This window comes from Methylibium sp. Root1272, from assembly GCF_001425905.1.
Classification (GTDB): Bacteria; Pseudomonadota; Gammaproteobacteria; order Burkholderiales; family Burkholderiaceae_C; genus Methylibium.
Window position 1 is genome coordinate 181186 of the sequence record NZ_LMDY01000014.1, and the last position, 19917, is coordinate 201102.

18 protein-coding genes, 1 tRNA gene and 1 riboswitch are annotated in these 19917 nt (G+C 68.6%); of the genes, 11 read left to right on the top strand and 8 right to left on the bottom strand.

The features are described 5' to 3' along the window. From ASC67_RS13340 to ASC67_RS13365, 6 genes are all read right to left on the bottom strand, one after another. Positions 1-2292, bottom strand: a complete 2292-nt coding sequence (locus ASC67_RS13340; RefSeq protein ID WP_235566321.1) for a TonB-dependent receptor domain-containing protein — start codon at positions 2290-2292, stop codon at positions 1-3. A gap of 147 nt (positions 2293-2439) precedes the next feature. After that, entirely contained in the window at positions 2440-3432 is a 993-nt protein-coding gene (locus ASC67_RS13345; protein ID WP_056321513.1) for a D-glycerate dehydrogenase, read from the bottom strand. Positions 3433-3444: 12 nt separating this feature from the next. After that, positions 3445-4881 carry a sodium:proton antiporter gene (locus tag ASC67_RS13350; RefSeq protein WP_056321514.1) on the bottom strand — a complete coding sequence of 479 codons (1437 nt, stop codon included), beginning with the start codon at positions 4879-4881 and terminating at the stop codon, positions 3445-3447. A 14-nt stretch (positions 4882-4895) separates the two neighbouring features. After that, complete coding sequence (locus tag ASC67_RS13355) at positions 4896-5837, bottom strand: delta(1)-pyrroline-2-carboxylate reductase family protein (protein WP_235566322.1); 942 nt, start codon at positions 5835-5837, stop codon at positions 4896-4898. A 22-nt stretch (positions 5838-5859) separates the two neighbouring features. Next, positions 5860-6312: a thioesterase family protein gene (locus tag ASC67_RS13360; protein WP_056321517.1), complete on the bottom strand. Its 453-nt coding sequence runs from the start codon at positions 6310-6312 to the stop codon at positions 5860-5862. An 8-nt stretch (positions 6313-6320) separates the two neighbouring features. After that, positions 6321-7274, bottom strand: a complete 954-nt coding sequence (locus ASC67_RS13365) for a histone deacetylase (RefSeq protein ID WP_056321521.1) — start codon at positions 7272-7274, stop codon at positions 6321-6323. Between the two features lie 197 nt (positions 7275-7471). Between ASC67_RS13365 and phaP the strand changes: the two genes are divergently transcribed. Continuing rightward, on the top strand, positions 7472-8017 hold the full coding sequence (gene phaP, locus ASC67_RS13370) for a TIGR01841 family phasin (RefSeq protein WP_056321522.1): 546 nt from the start codon (positions 7472-7474) through the stop codon (positions 8015-8017). Positions 8018-8255: 238 nt separating this feature from the next. Here phaP and ASC67_RS13375 read toward each other — a convergent pair whose 3' ends face one another. After that, on the bottom strand, positions 8256-9191 hold the full coding sequence (locus ASC67_RS13375) for a patatin-like phospholipase family protein (protein WP_082536014.1): 936 nt from the start codon (positions 9189-9191) through the stop codon (positions 8256-8258). A 263-nt stretch (positions 9192-9454) separates the two neighbouring features. Between ASC67_RS13375 and ASC67_RS13380 the strand changes: the two genes are divergently transcribed. The 10 genes from ASC67_RS13380 to ASC67_RS13425 all read left to right on the top strand — a co-directional run bounded on the left by ASC67_RS13380 (position 9455) and on the right by ASC67_RS13425 (position 19563). Next, positions 9455-11164, top strand: a complete 1710-nt coding sequence (locus ASC67_RS13380) for a nitrite/sulfite reductase (RefSeq protein WP_056321527.1) — start codon at positions 9455-9457, stop codon at positions 11162-11164. Then, positions 11161-11709: a DUF934 domain-containing protein gene (locus tag ASC67_RS13385; RefSeq protein ID WP_056321533.1), complete on the top strand. Its 549-nt coding sequence runs from the start codon at positions 11161-11163 to the stop codon at positions 11707-11709. Before ASC67_RS13380 ends, ASC67_RS13385 begins: the two co-directional genes overlap by 4 nt. Beyond that, the gene (locus ASC67_RS13390; RefSeq protein ID WP_056321536.1) at positions 11706-12455 is read left to right on the top strand and encodes a phosphoadenylyl-sulfate reductase; all 750 of its coding nucleotides are present in this window, start codon (positions 11706-11708) and stop codon (positions 12453-12455) included. Before ASC67_RS13385 ends, ASC67_RS13390 begins: the two co-directional genes overlap by 4 nt. Continuing rightward, positions 12452-13411, top strand: a complete 960-nt coding sequence (gene cysD / locus ASC67_RS13395) for a sulfate adenylyltransferase subunit CysD (protein ID WP_056321540.1) — start codon at positions 12452-12454, stop codon at positions 13409-13411. Before ASC67_RS13390 ends, cysD begins: the two co-directional genes overlap by 4 nt. 2 nt (positions 13412-13413) lie before the next feature. After that, positions 13414-14724: a sulfate adenylyltransferase subunit 1 gene (locus ASC67_RS13400; protein ID WP_056321545.1), complete on the top strand. Its 1311-nt coding sequence runs from the start codon at positions 13414-13416 to the stop codon at positions 14722-14724. A gap of 13 nt (positions 14725-14737) precedes the next feature. Then, on the top strand, positions 14738-15526 hold the full coding sequence (cobA, locus tag ASC67_RS13405) for a uroporphyrinogen-III C-methyltransferase (protein ID WP_056321550.1): 789 nt from the start codon (positions 14738-14740) through the stop codon (positions 15524-15526). Positions 15527-15578: 52 nt separating this feature from the next. Further along, positions 15579-15902 (top strand): ferredoxin FdxA, encoded by a 324-nt coding sequence (gene fdxA, locus ASC67_RS13410; RefSeq protein ID WP_056321555.1) that lies wholly within the window; start codon positions 15579-15581, stop codon positions 15900-15902. A 23-nt stretch (positions 15903-15925) separates the two neighbouring features. Beyond that, positions 15926-17026, top strand: a complete 1101-nt coding sequence (locus tag ASC67_RS13415) for an NAD(P)/FAD-dependent oxidoreductase (RefSeq protein ID WP_056321558.1) — start codon at positions 15926-15928, stop codon at positions 17024-17026. A 107-nt stretch (positions 17027-17133) separates the two neighbouring features. Continuing rightward, a riboswitch (TPP riboswitch) is annotated at positions 17134-17246 on the top strand. A 66-nt stretch (positions 17247-17312) separates the two neighbouring features. Further along, positions 17313-19451 carry a TonB-dependent siderophore receptor gene (locus ASC67_RS13420; RefSeq protein ID WP_056321563.1) on the top strand — a complete coding sequence of 713 codons (2139 nt, stop codon included), beginning with the start codon at positions 17313-17315 and terminating at the stop codon, positions 19449-19451. A 36-nt stretch (positions 19452-19487) separates the two neighbouring features. After that, positions 19488-19563, top strand: a tRNA-Asn gene (locus ASC67_RS13425). Positions 19564-19638: 75 nt separating this feature from the next. On the opposite strand, the gene ASC67_RS13430 is transcribed toward ASC67_RS13425, so the two are convergent. Further along, positions 19639-19836, bottom strand: a complete 198-nt coding sequence (locus ASC67_RS13430) for a hypothetical protein (RefSeq protein WP_056321567.1) — start codon at positions 19834-19836, stop codon at positions 19639-19641. Positions 19837-19917 lie beyond the last annotated feature (81 nt).

Below are 19917 nucleotides of genomic sequence, written 5' to 3' on the forward strand. Positions count from 1 at the left end.
TCAGAAGCTGAAGCGCGCGCCGGCGAAGAGCTGGCGCGGCGCCCCGGCGAACGCGCCGTTGACCCGGCTGACGAGGTAGCGCTTGTCGGTCAGATTGGTGGCGCTCAAGTACAGCGTCACGCCCTGCGGCTTCAGGCGGTAGTTGAACGAGGCGTTGAGCGTGGTGTAGCTCGGGATCACGCCCGACTGCCCGTCCGCCGCCGGCGCCTGCGTGTTGAGCGCGTCGCTGTACTGCTCGCTCACATGCGTGAGGCCGATGCGGGCGTCCCAGGTGGAGCCGTGCTCGTAGCCCAGCCCCGCCGACAGCAGGTGGCGCGGTGCGTACGGCAGGCGCTTGCCGCGCGCATTTCTGAACACGGTGGTCTCGTCCTCACCCGGCGCGAAGTCGGGCGTCAGCAGGTCGCTGTCGAACCTGGCGGTGAACAGGCTCGTGTAACTCAGCGTCAGATACGGGTTGTGGGGCGTGCCCTGGAGGCGGCCGAAGTCGATGCGCGAACCGAGCTCGAGGCCGCGGTTGAGCGTGCGGCCGGCGTTCGCGAAGGTCTGGCCCAGCCCGACCGCGTAGCCCGGCAGGATCTGGTTCTTGAAGTCGATCTGGAACAGCGTGGCCTCGAGCTGCACGCCCTGCACCGGACGGTGGCGCATTCCGAGCTCGACATTGGTGCTGAGCTCCGGATCGACCTTCTGAAGATCGGCGTCCCCGGGCGGCAGGTTGGCGTCGGGCCGCGGCGGCGCGATGCCCCGGTGGATGCCGGCGAACAGCGTGGTGTTGGGCAGGCCGAAATAGGTCAGCCCGAAGCCGGGCAGCACCTCGTTGTTGCGTTGCGAGGTCTCGACGCCGGGCGTGACCGGCGCGAACTCGTCCTGCGTGATGCGGTTCTTCTGACGGTAGCTCTCGTAGCGCACACCCGGCGTGAAGGACCAGTTGCCTGAATAGAAGGTGTTCTGCACGTAGACGGCGACGGCGTCGGTCTCGATGTCGAACTCGTCGCGCAGCCCGGTGCCGGGCGAGTTCTCTCGCGCAGTGGGCGTCGCGCCGTTGTAGCGCTTGCGGTTCACCTTCTCCTGATGCAGGCGCACCCCGGCCACCAGTTCGCTGCGCAGGCCGAAGGCGCCATGCTGCATCTCGAGGCGCGGCTCGATGCCGTAGAACTCGTAGCTGCGCGGGCGCATCTGGTTGCCGCACAGGCTGGCGAACTGCTCGAAGCCGTTCGGCACGCTGTAGTCGATGTCCTCCGGACAACCGGCGACGAGGCCGCCGCCGTCGGCCCCGACCTCGTCGAAGCGCAGGCCCTCTCGCTCCTTCTCGGCTTCCACGCCATCGGCCTCGGCCTCGACGACCGCATCGAGTTGCCGGTAGGAGGCGCGATCGGTCTTCTGGTAATAGACCTGGGTCGCGAGCCGGGTGGTGTCGGAGAAGTCGATGCGGTGCACGGCCTGGAAGGCGGTGCGCTCGAGCTCGAAGACGTCGTTGCGAAAGGCGTTCTGGAACGGGTCGGCGTCGTAGCGGGCCTGATCGAGGCCGCCCTCGCCGAACTTCGAGTCCTCCTCGTAGTAGCCGAACTTGAGGCGCAGCGACTGCTTGTCGCCCAGGTCGAACTCGGTCTTCAGCGACACGTCGCGGATGCGATGGAAGCTGCCGTCGCGGCTGCCGTTGCCGCGGCGCAGCGCCGCCTCGGCGAGCCAGCCGCCCCAGTCGCCACCGCTGCCGACCGCGCCGGCGGCACGGCTGAAGTTGCGGTCGCCGACCGACAGGTCCACTTCGCCGCCGAAGCTGCGCCGCACCGGCTTGGTCACGAAGTTGATCACGCCGCCCACCGTCTGCGGGCCGTGGACGATCTGGCCCGAACCCTTGATCACCTCAACCCGCTCAATGCGCTCTAGCGGCGTGTGGTAGTGGGCTGTCGGGTCGCTGTAGGGCGCCAGATGGATCGGCATGCCGTCCTCCAGCAGCAGCGTGCGGCTGGTGCGGCGCGGGTCGAGGCCGCGGATGCCGATGTTCAGGTTCAGTCCGAAGGCGTCCTCGCCGACCACGTGCACACCGGGTACGGCCTGCAGTGCCTCCCGGATCGAATAGGGCCGCTCGGCCTCGAGCTGCCTGGCGCCGACCACCGCGCTCGATCCCGGTACGGCTTCCAGCCGATCCGGCAGCGTGCCCGTCACGGTCACGCTCGGCAGGGCCGAGATCGCGCGCCGGTCGGGCGCGATTTCCTGCGCCGAACCGAACGAGGACAGACAGGCCAGCGCCACGCCGGGCGAGAGCCGGCTCGAGGTCTTCTTGGAGGGGGTCATCGTCGAATCCGTGAAAGTCAGAATGAAGAAGGACGCGCTCGAAGGCGCGTCCGTCATTCAAACTGACAACAAGCTGTCGACGACCAGGAAAAGCTCCCGCTCTGTTTGCGGGAAAACGCCGAGGCGGCCTCGCGTGAGGCGCTCCGATCAGCGCGGCGCCAGAACCTCCGGGTTCACCGGCGTCGGCGGTCGGCCGGCCTGCGGCCCGCAGCCCAGCGCCGCGATCAGGTTGTCCACCGCCAGGCTCGCCATCGCGCGGCGCGTGGCGACGGAGGCGCTGGCGATGTGCGGCGTCAGCACGACGTTGGGCAGTTCCAGCAATGCCGGGTTCAGCTTCGGTTCGCCCTCGAACACGTCGAGCCCGGCCGCGGCGATGCGGCGCGCCTTCAGCGCTTCGGCGAGCGCAGCGTCGTCGACCACGCCGCCACGCGCGATGTTGGTGAGCGTGGCGGTCGGCTTCATCTGCGTCAGTTCGGCCGCGCCGATCGCATGGTGCGAAGCCGCCGAGTACGGCAGCACCAGCACCAGGTGATCGGATTCGCGCAGCAGCGTGGCCTTGTCGACGTAGCGCGCGTTCAGGGTGGCCTCGATCTCCGGCGCGAGCCGCGAACGGTTGTGATAGATCACGGTCATGCCGAAGCCGAGCGCTCCACGTCGTGCGATCGCCTGTCCGATGCGGCCCATGCCGAGGATGCCGAGCGTGGCGCCGTGCACGTCCGAGCCGACGAGCTGGTCGTAGTGCCACTTCGTCCATTCGCCGCGCCGCAGGTAGTGTTCCGATTCCGCGATGCGCCGCGCGGCCGCCATCATCAGCGCGAAGCCGAAGTCGGCCGTGGTCTCGGTCAGCACATCGGGTGTGTTGGTGATGATCACGCCGCGCGCCGTGCACGCGGCCACGTCGACATTGTTGTAGCCGACCGCCATGTTGCAGACCGCGCGCAGCTGCGGGCAGGCCGCCAGCACCTCGGCGTCGATGCGCTCGCTGCCGGTGGTGAAAGCGCCGGCCTTGCCTTGCAGGCGCGCGATCAGCTGCGCCTTGTCGAACACCGTGTCGCTCGGGTTGTCCTCGACGTCGAAGTGCGCGCGCAGGCGATCGACGATGTCGGGGAAGGCGGCGCGCGCCACCAGGACCTTGTCCATGCGTTCTTGCTCCTAGAGAAACCAGATGAGGGTCATCACCGCGAACAGCGGCAGCAGGATGCCGCAGCTCCAGGCCATGTAGCCGAAGAAGCTGGGCATCCGGAGCCCACGGTCCTCGGCGATCGCCTTGACCATGAGGTTGGGCGCGTTGCCGATGTAGCTGTTCGCGCCCATGAAGACCGAGCCGGCCGAGATGGCCGCCAGCACCGGTGCCAGCGTCGTCATCAGCACCTGCGGGTCGCCGCCGGCCAGATTGAAGAACACCAGGTAGGTCGGCGCGTTGTCGAGGAAACTCGACAGCAACCCCGAAGCCCAGAAGTACATCGCCGGGATCGGCTGTCCGTCGGGCGCGGTGACGAGCCCGACGATCGGAGCGAACACGCCCGTCGGGCCGGCCTTCAGCATGGCCAGCACCGGTGCGATGGTCAGGAAGATGCCGGCAAAAAGCTTGCCCACCTCCAGCATCGGCGCCCAGTTGAACTGGTTGCTGTCGTGCACGCCGAGCGGCGTGAGCTTCAGCGACAGCAGGGCCACGCCGACCAGCGCCACGTCGCGCACCAGTTGCGGCAGGCCGACCGGCGTGCCGAACACGACGAACTCGACGCCCGGCTGCCAGGTTCCGCTCATCAGCACCAGCGCGACGATGACGCCCAGCAACAGCAGGTTGACCTTGCCCTCGATCGCGAAGCTCGGCGTGTCGGGCGTCGGGTCGACCGGGCACACGCCTTCCTTCACGTAGTAATGGCGGTCGATCAGGTAGAACAGAGCCAGCAGCGCGCCGACCAGGAACAGCGTCTCGGGAAAGATGTGCTTCACGGTCCAGAAGAAGTCCACCCCCTTCAGGAAGCCGAGGAACAACGGCGGGTCGCCCAGCGGCGTCAGCGAACCGCCGGCGTTCGAGACGATGAAGATGAAGAAGATGACCACATGCGCCGAGTGCCGGCGGTTGTCGTTGGCGCGGATCAGCGGCCGGATCAGCAGCATCGATGCACCGGTGGTGCCCATGAAGCTCGCGAGCACCGCGCCGATGCCCATCAGGACGACGTTGAAGCCCGGGCTGCCATGGAAGTTGCCGCGGATGTGGATGCCGCCCGCCACGGTGAACAGTGCGGTCAGCAGGATGATGAACGGGATGTACTCGGCCAGGGCGGCATGGACCAGCGCGGCGGCAGCGACGCCGACACCGACCAGGGCGGCGAAGGGCAGCATGAAGGCCGCCGCCCAGCCAAGCGCGACCTTGCCGTAGTGGCGGTGCCAGAAGCCCGGCGCCAGCAGCGGCACCAGGGCGATCGACAGCAGGATGCCGGCGAAAGGAAGGGCCCAGGCCACACCGAGCGCGCTGCCGTCGATCTCGGCCGCCCCCGCCGCGACGGGCAGGCAGCCGACCAGCGCCAGCAGGGCGCGACGGCATCGCGCGACGCGACGCAGGTGGAGAGTGGTGTTCGCCATTGATATATCAGTTGTCAGGAAGGTGCGAGCATACGCCGCGCGACGTGGGCGGCCGCCAGATCCCAGGCCGCGTGTCCGACGGTCTTGAGCACCGCGGCAGGCCTGGGATCGGGCCGCGCGTCGAGGTGGTCGACGAGCTCGGTGACGCCCGACCATTCGATCGCTGCCTGGATCAGGTCGCCGGCTTCGTGGCGGGCGCCATCGAGTGCATCGACGACGACGCGACGCGAGCGCAGCAGCGCCCGTGGCAGCTCGGCCATCTGCGGTGTGAAGGCCCCGACGCCGATGACCAGCAGGCCGGCCGGCAGCTCATCCGGCAGCACCGGGCGCAGGCTCGTGGTCAGCGTCACGACGGCCTGCGCTGTACGGAGGGCGTCGGCGAGATGGGCGTGTGCCGTGAGCTCGACGCCGCCCAACTCGGCCGCCAGCCGATCGGCGAAGGCGTCGGCCTGCGCCGTCGTCCGGCCCACGACATGCAGCGCCCTCACCTCGCCCAGTTCAGCCAGCACGCGTGCGTGCGCCAGCGCCTGCGCGCCGGTACCCAGCAGGGCCACCGACCGGACCGGCTTGGTCGAGAGCACGCGCAGGCCGAGCGCCGTGACGGCAGCGGTGCGGCGCGCGGTGAGCGTCGGGCCGTCCAGCAGCATCAGCGGCCGGCCGTCGCGCGTGTCGGCCACGACGACCTGTCCCTGGATCGTCGGCAGGCCACGGGCCGCATGGCCGGGATGAACGGTGACCAGCTTCGTGATCGCCAGTCGGTCGTCCGCGGCCGGCATGACCAGATAGCTGCCGCCCTCGGGCAGCGGTATCACGCATCGTTCAGGTGCTGTCAGGCGTCCCGCCCGCCGGGCGCGCATTGCTTCCGCGACGGCGTCGAGCAGCGCGGCCGCCGGCAGCAGCGCACCGGTGGCCTCGGCATCGAAGACCTGCAGGGCCGCGGACGGCTGTCCGGTCACGCCGCGTCCCTTCGCCTGCGCGTCACTGCAGCGCTTCCAGCGCCTGTCGCAGCATCGCCGGCAGTTCGACCGGACGGCGTGTCGCACGGTCCACGTAGACATGCACGAAGTGGCCGTGCGCGGCGCTCGTCGCTTCGCCTCGGGCGAACAGGCCGACCTCGTAGCGCACGCTGGAGCGGCCCAGGGTCGCGACACGCAGCCCGGCCTCGACCGTCTGCGGGAAGGCCAGCGGCGCGAAATAGCGGCATTGCGTCTCGACCACCAGGCCGATCACCGGGCCGGCGTGGATGTCCAGCACCCCCGCGTCGATCAGGTAGCCATTGACCGCCGTGTCGAAGTAGCTGTAATAGACGACGTTGTTGACATGGCCGTAGACGTCGTTGTCCATCCAGCGGGTGGCGATCTCGCGGAAACGGCGGAAGTCGTCGCGCGGTCGCGGCGCGGGGCGGTCTGGATGCGGCGGTGTCTCGGGCATGCGAACGATTATCGGAGGCCTGACGCCGCCGCCCGTGCCTGCCAGACCGACCAGCCGACGAGCGCCTCGCGATAGCTGGCCAGTTGCACCGCCACGGTGTCCTCGATGTTCACGCCGTAGCCGCCGCCCATGGTCATGACGACGGGGATGCCACGCTCGGCGCAGGCAGCGAAGACGCGCCGATCGCGCTCGGCCATCCCGGCCGCGCTGAGCCGCAGTCGGCCGAGCCGATCGCCTTCGTGCGGGTCGGCCCCGGCCAGGTAGAACACCAGGCCGGGCGGCGCATCGCGGTGCCGCGCCCACAAGGTGGCAAGGGCCCCGTCCAGTGCCGCCAGGTAGGCCGCGTCACGGCAGCCGTCGGGCAGCTCGACGTCGAGGTCGCTCGCCTCCTTGTGGAACGGGAAATTCTTCTCGCCATGCAGCGAGAGCGTGAAGACGGTCGGGTCGTCGCGGAAGATCGCCGCGGTGCCGTTGCCCTGATGCACGTCGAGATCGATCACGGCCACGCGCAGCAGCGTGCGCCGGGCGCGGTGCCATTCGGCCTGCATCAGCCTCGCAGCCACCGCGATGTCGTTGAAGACGCAGTAGCCCGATCCCTTGTCGGCCGTCGCGTGGTGCGTGCCGCCGGCCAGATTGGCCGCCACGCCCTCCTCCAGTGCGCGGCGGGCGGCAGCGATCGTCGCGCCGACCGAGCGGCGTGAGCGCTCGACCATCGGCTCGGACCAGGGAAAGCCGATCTCGCGCTGCTGCGCGGCGCTCAGCGTCCCGTCCAGCACCGCGTTCACCCAAGCCGGATCGTGCGCCAGCGCGAGCTCGCCGTCGCTGGCCGCCGGCGCCTCGACGAGCCGCACCGCCGGCAAATCGGCGGCCAGCCGATCCCGCAGCATGCGGTACTTCGCCATCGGGAAGCGATGGCCCGCGGGCAGCGGCAGGACGTAGTGGTCGCTGTAGTAGGCGTGCATGGGAGCGCGGATTGTGTCGCGCGTTCGACAACGCGCGTCGGGGCCCGCTCGGACCGCGCGTCTAGGGGTCGGCAACTAAATTGCTGCATCGCAACAAAAAGACTTGAAAGCTGGCGCGGCGTCCGTATACTTCCTTCCATGCTGCAGTGCACCAAACGTTGCAGCCCTACCGCCCCGCAACCTCTGGAGACCTCCACATGCTGACCGCCGAACAAATCATCGCTGCGCACAAGGCCAACCTCGAGACCCTCTTCGGTCTCACCAACAAGGCCTTCGAAGGCATCGAGAAGCTCGTCGAACTGAACCTGCAAGTCGCGAAGTCCGGCCTCGGCGAAGCCGCCGAGCACGCCAAGGCCACCCTGTCGGCCAAGGACGCGCAAGAACTGCTGGCGCTGCAAGCCAACCTGCTGCAGCCCGCTGCCGAGAAGGCCGCCGCCTATAGCCGTCACCTGTATGACATCGCTTCGGGCACCAACGCCGAAGTGAGCAAGATCGCCGAAGGCAAGATCAGCGAAGCGCAGAAGAGCTTCCTGGCCGTCGTCGACACCGCGATCAAGAACGCCCCGGCCGGCACCGAGAACGCCGCTGCGCTGGTGAAGTCGGCCGTCGCCGCTGCCAACAACGCGCTCGAGAGCGTGACCAAGGCTGCCAAGCAAGCCCAGGACGTGGCCGAAGCCAACTTCCAGGCCCTGAACAGCAACGCCGTCAAGGCGACGGCGGCTGCCACCAAAGCCCGTCGCTGAAACGACTGAGCCAGGCGGCTGGTTCGCCAGCGCCCAGTCGGCGCCACTCCTTTCTTGCGTGGCGCATTGAACTTGTGAGACTGCCCTCCATCTGACGATGGGTGAGGTGCCGGGCGAATGCCGGCGTCTCCCTGCAAGGTTGTCTCCTCGGTACCCTCGTGAACATCGGTTCCAGGTACCTTTCGGCCCGGACTCGTTCCGGGCCGTTTTTATTGGCGCTCCGCTTTCCTGCTTCCTTTCAGTGCGTCTTCACCGCGATGCGGGCGCGCAGATCGGCCAGCACGGTCAGCGCGGCTTCACGCCCGGCCAGCACAGACAGCCGGCGCGCCCCGAAGTCCGCCCCGGACACGCCCTGCAGCTTCGGCCGCATCACGATGTCGGCCTCGCGCAACTGGTACTGGCCGAGGTTGCGGCCCATGATGGCGAAGGTCTGCAGCAGCATCTTCAGGGCGTCGCCGGTCGGCTGGCCCTCGGTGGCCGCGGAGATATCCACCGCGATGACCAACTCGGCCCCCATCTGCCGAGCGAACTGCACCGGCACCGGCGCGACCAGTCCGCCGTCGACATATTCGCGTGTGCCGATACGGACCGGCTGGAACACCGCCGGCACCGCGCTGGACGCCCGCACCGCCACCCCGGGATCGCCGCGCTGGAACAGGATGGCCTCACCGCTCGCCAGATCGGTGGCGACGATGCCGAGCGGGATCTTCATGGCCTCGATCTGCCGACCGTCGGTGTGCTCGCGCACGTAGCGGGCCAGGCCCTCGCCGCGCAACAGGCCACGCCCCGGATACATCCAGTCGGTCAGGGCCGATTCGTCCATGCTTTCGGCGAGCGAGCCGAGTTCGACGCCGCTCTTGCCGGACGCCCACATGGCCGCCACCAGGCTGCCGGCCGAGGTGCCGACCACCAGGTCGGGCCGGATGCCCTGCTCTTCCAGCACCTGGATCACGCCGATGTGGGCGAAGCCGCGGGCCGCACCACCGCCCAAGGCCAGGCCGATGCGGGGCGGCCGGGGCACTGGCTTCGGGACGCCGGCCGGAGGCACGGGTACCACGACCACCGGTGGAGCGAGTGGCGCGGTCGTCGAGCAGCCGACCAAGGCCAGCACGCCACCCGCCGCGCCGAGCAGGCAGCGGCGGCGACCCCATGCCTTCATCAAGTTGTCAGACATTAAAATCGCTCGATCGGAGATTCTTTATTCCGCTGCTGGATAAGCAATTCATTTATCTGTTGTTCGCATTTGCTCATGCGGTCCCTACAGTTCGACACTGCAGCATTTTGTGGCAGCGCAACAAGCATTCATGGGCTTCATCGCGGTGCGGGTCGGTTTCGGGGTTGGCGCCATTGTCGGCATGACCGGCGCCGGGGCCGCCGTGCCGGCGATCCCCGGCGCGAAGCTCCTTCACCGAACGATGGTTTGACAGACGACGAGCGATGTACCAATACACCCCCTTCGACCGCGCTTTCGTGCACCAGCGCGCCGCGCAGTTCCGTGACCAGCTCGAGCGCAACCGTGCCGGCACGCTGGGTGACGACGAATTCCGTCCGCTGCGCCTGCAGAACGGCTGGTATATCCAGCGCCATGCGCCGATGCTGCGTGTGGCGGTCCCCTACGGCGAACTGAGCAGCCGCCAGCTGCGCCAGCTGGCGCGGATCGCGCGCGACCACGACCGCGGCTACGCGCACTTCACGACGCGCCAGAACGTCCAGTACAACTGGATTCCGCTCGAACGGAGCGCCGACGTGATGGACCTGCTGGCCGACGTCGACATGCACGGCATCCAGACCAGCGGCAACTGCATCCGCAACACCACCAGCGACGCGCTGGCCGGCGTGGCACCGGACGAGATGGTCGACCCGCGGCCCTACTGCGAGATCCTGCGGCAGTGGACCACGCTGCACCCCGAGTTCGCCTTTCTGCCGCGCAAGTTCAAGATCGCCGTCACCGGCGCCACCGAAGACCGCGCCGCGACCGCCTGGCACGACATCGGCCTGCACCTGCACAGGAATGACGCCGGCGAGGTGGGCTTCCGCGTGCTGGTCGGCGGCGGCATGGGGCGCACGCCGATCCCCGGCGTGGTGATCCGCGAGTTCCTGCCCTGGCACCAGATCCTCGTCTTCATCGAGGCGATCGTGCGCGTCTACAACCGCTATGGCCGGCGCGACAACATGTACAAGGCGCGCATCAAGATCCTGGTCAAGGCCGAGGGCGAGCGCTTCATCGAACAGGTGGGCAAGGAATTCGACGCCATCCTGAGCCGCGACGTCGACGGCGACGCGCAATTGATCCCACAGGCCGAACTGGACCGCGTGTCCGCGTGCTTCGTGCTGCCCGAGGGCGTCGCCGCCCACGCGAGCACCGGCGATGGCGCCCCGGCGGATGCGCCGGTGGCCTACCGCAGGTGGCTGGAGCGCAACGTGCACGGCCACCGCCTCGCCGGCTATCGCGCGGTCACGCTGTCCGTCAAGCGCGCCGGCCAGGCGCCCGGCGACGCCACCGACAAGCAGCTCGACCTGGCCGCCGACCTGGCCGACCGCTACTCGCACGGCGAGACGCGGGTCACGCACGACCAGAACCTGCTGCTGCCCTGGGTTCGCGAGGAGGATCTGTACGCGCTGTGGCAGGCCGCACGCGATGCCGCCTACGCCACACCCAACATCGGCCTGCTGAGCGACATGATCGCCTGCCCCGGTGGCGACTTCTGCGGCCTGGCCAACGCCCGCTCGATCCCGGTGGCCGAGCAGATCACCGAGCGCTTTGCCGACATCGACGAGCTCTACGACATCGGCGACATCGACCTGCACATCAGCGGCTGCATCAATTCCTGTGGCCACCACCACAGCGGCCACATCGGCATCCTCGGCGTCGACAAGGACGGCGCCGAGTGGTACCAGGTCACGCTGGGCGGTTCCGACGGCTCGGCGCTGAGCGGCGGCCTGGCCTCCGCGGTGCCCGGCAAGGTGATCGGCCCGTCGTTCGCGGCCGACGAGGTGGCCGATGCGATCGAGGCCGTGATCGAGACCTACCGCGGACAGCGCGCCGCGAACGAACGCTTCATCGACACCGTGCGGCGCGTCGGCCTCGACCCCTTCAAGATCGCCGCCAACGCGGTGCGCCGCAGCACGGCGAAGGTGGCCGCATGAAATTCATCGACATCCATCGCGATGCCTGGCGCACCGTCGGCGGCGAGGACGGCCCGATGGTGACCATCACGCCGGCCCCGCAGCGGCTGCTGACGCTGACGCAATGGCACGGCGCGCGCAGCCAGTGGCCGGCGGATCTGCCGGTCGGTGTGATCGTGCCGAACGACACCGACATCGAGGAACTGGAGGGCGATCTGCCCAGGCTCGCGCTGGTGGCGCTGCAGTTCCCCAAGTGGGTGGACGGCCGCGCCTACACCCAGGCCCGCCTGCTGCGCTCGCGCTATCGATTCACGGGTGAGGTGCGCGCCACCGGCGACGTGCTGGTGGACATGATGCCGCTGCTGGCCCGCACCGGCTTCGACGCCGTGGCGCTGCGCGGCGACCAGTCCGTCGAGGTGGCCGAGCGCGCACTCGGCTTCTTCCGCGGCCACTATCAGGGCGACGCGCGCGACAACCATCCGCTGTTCGCGCTCCCGCCGGCCGCCGTGGAGGCGCTCGTCAGGGAGCCAGCGCACGAGTTCCTGGGCCAGGGGGCGGCGATATGAGCGCGATCGCGCTGTATGCACGCACGACGGAAGGTTTCGAAGCCCGCGTCGCGCAAGCCGTCGAACGGCTGCGCGACGCCGCAGCCGAGCACGCCGGTCGCATCGTGCAGGCCACCAGCCTTGGCGCGGAAGACATGGTGATCACCGACTTGATCGCGCGCCACGCGCTGCCGATCGCGATCGGCACGCTCGAGACCGGCAAGCTGCACGCCGAGACCTCGGCGCTGATCGACCGCATCGAGCAGCACTACGGCGTGGCGGTGGAGGTCTATCGTCCGAAGGCGGAGGCCGTGATCGAATTCGTTCGCCTCAACGGCGAGGAGGCGATGTACCGGAGCCTCGCGCTGCGCAAGGGTTGCTGCAGCATCCGCAAGCTCGAGCCTTTGTCGCGCATGCTGGCCGACCGCAGCGCCTGGATCACCGGCCTGCGCCGCAAACAGTCTGACGCCCGCGGCGAGGTGCCGTTCCGCGACCAGGACGACGCCGGCCGCCTGAAGCTCAACGCGCTGGCCGACTGGAGCTGGGCCGACGTGTGGCACTACATCGATGCGCACCAGGTGCCCTACAACCCGCTGCACGACCAGTTCATGCCCAGCATCGGCTGCGCACCCTGCACCCGCGCGATCGCGGTGGGCGAACCCTTCCGCGCCGGCCGCTGGTGGTGGGAGGACGACGCGGCGAAGGAATGCGGCCTGCACGTCCACCAGGAAGCGGCCGTCGTCTCCGCCATCGGAGCTCCCCAATGAATGCGTCTCTCGACATGAACCAGTTGCTGCCCGAAATCGACCATCGTCATCTCGACGCGCTCGAGGAAGAAGCCATCTTCATCCTGCGCGAGGTGGCGGGCGCCTTCGAGCGCCCGGCCCTGCTGTTCTCCAGCGGCAAGGATTCGTGCGTCGTGCTGCGCCTGGCCGAGAAGGCTTTCAAGATGCGCAAGCAGGGCAATGACTTCGAAGGCCGCCTGCCCTTCCCGCTGCTGCATGTCGACACCGGGCACAACTTTCCCGAGGTCATCGAGTTCCGCGATCGCCGCATCGCGGAGATGGGCGAGCGCCTGATCGTCGGCCACCTCGAGGACTCCATCCAGCGCGGAACGATCCGCCTGTCGCACCCGCTGGAGTCGCGCAACGGCCACCAGACGGTCACGCTGCTCGAGGCGATCGAGGAACACCGCTTCGACTGCCTGATCGGCGGCGCCCGCCGCGACGAGGAGAAGGCACGCGCCAAGGAGCGCATCTTCAGCCACCGCGACAGCTTCGGCCAGTGGCAGCCGAAGGAGCAGCGCCCGGAACTCTGGAGCCTGTTCAACACGCGCATCAAGCCCGGCGAGCACTTCCGCGCCTTCCCGATCAGCAACTGGACCGAGCTCGACGTGTGGCTCTACATCGCCCGCGAGAACATCCCGCTGCCGAACCTGTATTTCGCCCACCAGCGCCAGGTGATCCGCCGCAAGGGCCTGCTGGTTCCGCTGACGGACGTGACGCCGCCGGAGGCCGGGGAGACCGTGGAGGATGCGCTCGTGCGCTTCCGCACCGTCGGCGACATGACCTGCACCTGCCCGGTCGAGAGCCCGGCCGCGAACGCCGCCGAGATCGTGGCCGAAACGCTGACGGTCACGATCAGCGAGCGCGGCGCGACCCGCATGGACGACCGCACCTCGGACGCCTCGATGGAGCGCCGCAAGAAGGAAGGCTATTTCTGATCATGGGCAGCACCGCAGTTCTCTCCCCCGAAGCCGACGCGCTGGTCCACAAGGCGCTGCGCTTCCTCACCGCCGGCTCGGTCGACGACGGCAAGAGCACGCTGATCGGCCGCCTGCTGTACGACAGCCGCGCGATCCTGGCCGACCAGCTCGATGCGCTGGAGAAGCGCGCCGCCGGCAGCGCCATCGATCTCTCGCTGCTGACCGACGGTCTGGAAGCCGAGCGCGAACAGGGCATCACGATCGACGTCGCCTACCGCTACTTCGCGACGCGCCAGCGCAAGTTCATCATCGCCGACGCACCGGGCCACGAGCAGTACACGCGCAACATGGTCACCGCCGCGGCCGGCAGCGATGCGGCGGTGGTGCTGGTCGACATCACCAAGCTCGACTGGCGCACGAAACCGCTGCAGCTGCTGCCGCAGACGCGCCGGCACTCGGTGCTGGCGCAGCTGCTGCGCGTGCCCAACATCGTGTTCGCGATCAACAAGCTCGACGCGATCGACGCCGATGCCGAGGCGGCGTTCGCCGCGGTGAGCGAGGCACTGAACCACTTCGCCGGCCAGGCCGGCATCGTGCCGGCGGGCATCGTGCCGGTCTCGGCGCTGCGCGGCGACAACGCCACGGTGCGCTCGGCCGTCTGGCACTGGTACACCGGCCCGACGCTGCTGGAACTGCTGCACACGCTGCCGGCCACCGACGAGCGCCACGACGGCGCGCTGTTGATCCCGGTGCAGTACGTCGCCAAGCAGGGCGAGCAAGGCACGGGCCACCAGCCGCGCACGGTGTGGGGCCGGATCGCCCACGGCAGCGTGCGAGCCGGCGACACGGTGCAGGTGTTCCCGAGCGGGCAGACCGCCATCGTGGCTGAGGTCCGGCGTGCCGGCGCGGTGGTGGGCTGCTGCGAGGCCGGCCAGTCGGCGGGCCTGGTGCTCGACCGTCAGCTCGACATCTCCCGTGGCGACTGGATCGCCAGCACCGCACCGCTGCAGACGACGCAGCGTTTCGCTGCCACGCTGGCCTGGCTCGACACCGAGCCGGCGCAGGTGGGCCGCAAGTACTGGCTGCGTCATGGCCACCGCTGGGTGCAGGCGCGCATCACGGCGATCGACAGCCGGCGCGACATCCACACGCTGGAGAACGGCGACGCGCACGAGCTTGCGGTCAACGAGATCGGTCAGGTGCAGATCGAGACGCAGGCACCGTTGCCGGTGGAGGCGTATGCGTCCAACCGCATCGGCGGCGCGCTGATCATCGTCGACCCGGCCAGCAACCGCACCAGCGGCGCCCTGCTGGTCGCTGCGGCGGCCTGACGTGGCCCATGTGATGGACAGCCGTCTGTCGCCAGTCGTCTTCATCGGGGCCGGCCCGGGTGCCGCGGACCTGATCACCGTGCGCGGCGCGCGCCGGCTGGCCGAGGCCGAGGTGGTGCTGTTCGACGCGCTCACCGATCCGGCCTTGCGCGAGCTGGCGCCACAGGCGCGCTGGGTCGATGTCGGCAAGCGGGGCTACTGCCACGCGACCGGCCAGACGCGCATCAATGCCCTGCTGGTCAAGTTCGCCAGCCAGGGCCTGCGCGTCGTGAGGCTCAAGGGGGGCGATCCCAGTGTGTTCGGCCGCCTGGAAGAGGAACTGCTGGCGCTGGCGGCCGAGGGGCTGGCGGCAGACGTGGTGCCTGGTGTCACCGCCGCCATTGCCGCTGCTGCAGCGACGCAACGCCCCTTGACGCGCCGCGGCAGTGGCCGCAGCGTCAGCCTCAGCACCGCGATGACGCGTGCCGGCGAACTGCAGGCCACCCGCAGCGCGGACACCGAGGTGTTCTACATGGCGGGACGCCAGCTCGCTGCGCTGGCCCGTCGCCTGCGCGATGCCGGCTGGCCGGCCGAGACGCCGGTCTGCGTGGTGTCGCGCGCCGGCTGTGCCGACCAATTGAGCAGTGACCACCGCGTCGCCACCCTGGCAGAAGCCAGCGTGCTGCACAGCGGCCGGCCCGCCGTGGTGACCGTCGGCGTGGGAGCGTCCGCGCTACCTCGCGGGGAGGCTCGGCAGGCGGCCCAGCCGCGAGACCCCGCCTCCGTCCCGGCGACCCGTTCCGTGAAAACCCCCAGCCCTTAAAATCAGTTGCTTTGCGTCGAACGACGCCGCCCTCCACCCACCCCGAACCGCCATGACCCACGTCGTCACCGAAGCCTGCATCCGCTGCAAATACACCGACTGCGTCGACGTCTGCCCGGTGGATTGCTTCCGCGAAGGCCCGAACTTCCTGGTGATCGACCCCGACGAGTGCATCGACTGCGCCGTCTGCATCCCCGAGTGCCCGGTCAATGCGATCCTGCCCGAGGAAGACGTGCCGGGCGACCAGCAGAAGTTCATCGCCATCAACGTCGAGCTGTCGAAGAACTGGCCGAGCATCACCAAGCGCAAGGCCGCCTTGCCCGATGCCGACGACTGGAAGGACCGCACCGACAAGCTCGGCGAACTGATCCGCTGACCGAATCCACCTTGCCCTTTCTCATGGACCCGCAAATCAACCCCGCCATCACCGCCACCGCGAACAGCCACGACGGCCCGATCGAGACCGATGCGGTCATCGTCGGCGCCGGGCCGGTCGGCCTGTTCCAGGTGTTCGAACTCGGCCTGCTCGAGATCAAGGCCCACATCATCGACTCACTCGCCTACCCGGGCGGCCAGTGCATCGAGCTCTATCCGGACAAGCCGATCTACGACATCCCCGCCGTGCCGGTGTGCACCGGCAAGGAACTCACCGACAACCTGCTCAAGCAGATCGAGCCGTTCGGTGCGACCTTTCACCTGGGCCAGGAAGTCACGCTGGTGAACAAGCGCGAGGACGGCCGCTTCGACCTCGAGACCAGCAAGGGCACGCGCTTCATCACCAAGACCATCTTCATCGCCGGCGGCGTGGGCTCATTCCAGCCGCGGCTGCTGAGGGTCGACGGCCTCGACAAGTTCGACGGCAACCAACTGCACTACCGCGTGCGCACCCCGAGCGCGTTCGCCGGCAAGAACCTGGTGATCGTCGGCGGCGGCGATTCGGCGCTCGACTGGACGCTGAACTTCGTCCAGGACGGACCGAACAAGGCCGAGAGCGTGATCCTCGTGCATCGCCGCGACGGCTTCAAGGCCGCGCCCGCCTCGGTCGCGAAGATGAAGGAGCTGTGCGACGCCTACGAGATGCAGTTCATCGTCGGCCAGGTCACCGGCTTCGAGGAGGCCGACGGCCAGCTCCGAAGCGTGAAGGTCACCGGCGGCGACGGCGTGACCCGTGTGGTGCCGCTCGACATGCTGCTGGTGTTCTTCGGCCTCAGCCCCAAGCTCGGCCCGATCGCCGAGTGGGGCCTGAACATCGAGCGCAAGCAGGTCGTCGTCGATACCGAGAAGTTCGAGACCAGCGTGCCGGGCATCTTTGCGGTCGGCGACATCAATGTCTACCCCGGCAAGAAGAAGCTCATCCTCTCGGGCTTCCACGAGGCGGCGCTGGCGGCCTTCGGCGCCGCGCCCTACATCTTCCCCGAGAAACGCATCCATCTGCAGTACACCACCACGAGCCCGAAGCTCCACAAGGTGCTCGGCGTGGAAACACCGGTCTTCGACTGAGCGCCTCGATCACGCCGCACCAGGAGCCCGCCGCGTGCGGGCTCTTTCTTTTTCGACGGGTGCGGGTCCGCGCGTCATAATCCGCACCGTGTCGCGCAGCACCGCGCGATGCCAGCTAGGGGTGTTGACCCGCTCTCGCAAGAGGCCCGGGCTCGACTGAGAAAGTCCCTTTGAACCTGATTGAGGTAATCCTCGCGCAGGGAAGCGATCTTCGGTGTGCCTCACCCCGCCCTGCCGGGGCGTCCACCTTGCGGAACCGCCGCCCTGCCGTCGCATTGGAAGCACGATGGCATCGTCTCGACCGTTCTCTCTCACCCGCGTGGCGCTCGCCACCCTGGCCTGCACCTCGACCGCCCAGGCGGCCGACGACGATGCAGCGGCCAGCCTGCCCACCGTCAGCATCTCGGCGCCCCGCGAGGGCAACCGCGCCGAGCTCGCCGGCTTCGGCGACATCCCGCTGACGCGCAGCCCACTGCAGGCTCGCGTGATCGGCGAGGAGCAGCTCAAGGACACCGGCGCGCAGAACCTGCGTGCGCTGACCAGCCTCGACGCCAGCGTCAGCGACGCCTACAACAGCGTGGGCTACTGGGACTCGCTGACGGTGCGCGGCTACGTGCTCGACCAGCGCTACAACTACCGTCGCGACGGCCTGCCGATCAATGCTGAAACCGCCATCGCGCTCGACAACAAGTCGCGCATCGAACTGCTGAAGGGCACCAGCGGCATCCAGGCCGGCACCAGCGCACCGGGCGGCCTGGCGAACCTCGTCGTCAAGCGGCCCGACGCCGAGGTGCGCAGCGCCACGCTGGCCTGGCGCGGAGCGAACAGCGTGCTCGGCGCAGTGGACCTGGCCACCCGCTTCGGTAGCGACCGGGCCTTCGGTGTGCGCGTCAACGTTGCGGCCGAGCACCTCGACCCCGAACTGCGCGCCGCGAACGGCAAGCGCCACCTGTTCGCGCTGGCTGGTGACTGGCGCCCGGCGCCCGACACCCTGATCGAGGCCGAGGTCGAGACCAGCCGCCGCTCGCAGCCCAGCCAGCCCGGCTTCAGCCTGCTCGGCAACCGCGTGCCCAGCGCGAATGGCATCGATCCGCGCATCAATCTGAACAACCAGCCGTGGTCGCAGCCGGTGGTGCTGGAAGGACAGACCGCCAGCCTGCGCCTGACGCAGCGACTGAACGCCGAGTGGAGCGCCAAGGCGCACTACGGCACCCAGCGGCTGCGCACCGATGACCGCCTGGCCTTCCCCTACGGCTGCGATACCGAGGGCAACTACGATCGCTACTGCAGCGACGGCAGCTATGACCTCTACGACTTCCGCAGCGAGAACGAACGCCGGATCACGAACGCGCTCGATCTTTCACTGCAGGGCCGCTTTGCGACCGCCGGCCTCGAGCACCAACTGACGACCGGCGTGCTGTTCACGCGCTTCAAGGCACGCTTCGAGCAGCAGATCTACACCTACGCCGGGGTGGGCAGCATCGACGGCAACTCGGTCACGCCGCCGGGCCCGGCGGATCTGAGCGACAACACCGACCGCGACGAACGCAACGCCGAGCTCTATATCCGCGACGTGATCCAGCTCACCCCGGCCCTCAGTACCTGGCTCGGCCTGCGCCACACGCGCCTGCACCGCGAGACCCTCACGACCTCGGGCACGGAGTCGACCGACTACCGCCAGAACGTCACGACCCCCTGGGTGGCCTTGAACTACGAATGGCAACCCGGGCTCACGACCTATGTCAGCTGGGGCCAGGGCATCGAATCCCAGGTCGTACCGAATCGACCGGGCAGCTACAGCAACGCCGGGCAAGCGCTACCCGCACTGAAGAGCCGGCAACTCGAAATCGGCATCAAGGGCCGCACCGATCAGATGAACTGGAACCTGACGGCCTTCGACATCGATCGGCCGGTCTATGCGCGCGACAACAGTGTGATACCGGGCCCGCTTCGATCCGATGGCAGCGCTCGGCATCGAGGCGTGGAAGCGGGCGTCGATGCCCGAACGGGGGCGTGGACCTGGGCCGTCAGCGCCATGCTGTTGCACGCCGAGCGGACCGACAGCGCCGACCCCACGGTCGATGGCCAGAGCCCGCCCAACGTGCCCGAGCGTGTGCTCAAGCTGCAGACCCAGTACGCGGTGCCCGGTCTGGCCGGCCTGAACCTGCAGGGCGGCATCGTCGCCGAGAGCGACCGCACGCTGCTGCCGAACGACGGCGCGACGCGCATCGCCGGGTGGGCACGCGTCGACCTGGGAGCGCGCTATGCCCAGAAGATCGACACACGCACGCTGGTGTGGCGCGTCGGCGTCGACAACGTGCTGGACCGGCGCGCCTGGCAGGAGTCGCCCTACCAGTTCGAGCATGTCTATCTCTACCCGATGGCCCCGCGCACCTGGCGCGTCTCGCTCAGCGCGGACTTGTGAGCGCGATACCGAAACCGCTATAATCTGAGGCTCGATTCCTCGATAGCTCAGTCGGTAGAGCGCCGGACTGTTAATCCGTAGGTCCCTGGTTCGAGCCCAGGTCGGGGAGCCAATAAAGCCGAAGCCTCGCACGCAAGTGCGGGGCTTTTTGCTTTGGCCGACCGGAGCACCGGCGTCGCCCGTGCGGTTAACAGCGTTGCGGCTTTGCCTCGATCTCCCTGAGGTTCACCGCAATCTCGAAGACGTGGATCGGATTGCCGTAGGGATCGCGTCCCTTGGGTTCGATCGCGAGGACGTTCTCGATCTCGAACCCCCGCTCGTCGCGCAGCGTGAAGCCGCCCTGCCGGCCCGACTCCAAGGTCAGCGTCCAGGTTTTTGCCTTCATGTTGTCTCTCCGCCTCTCGGACCATCCCGCTTCATCATAGGAGCGGGTCGCGACCGAGGGTGTGCTCTCCCCGCACTTCGG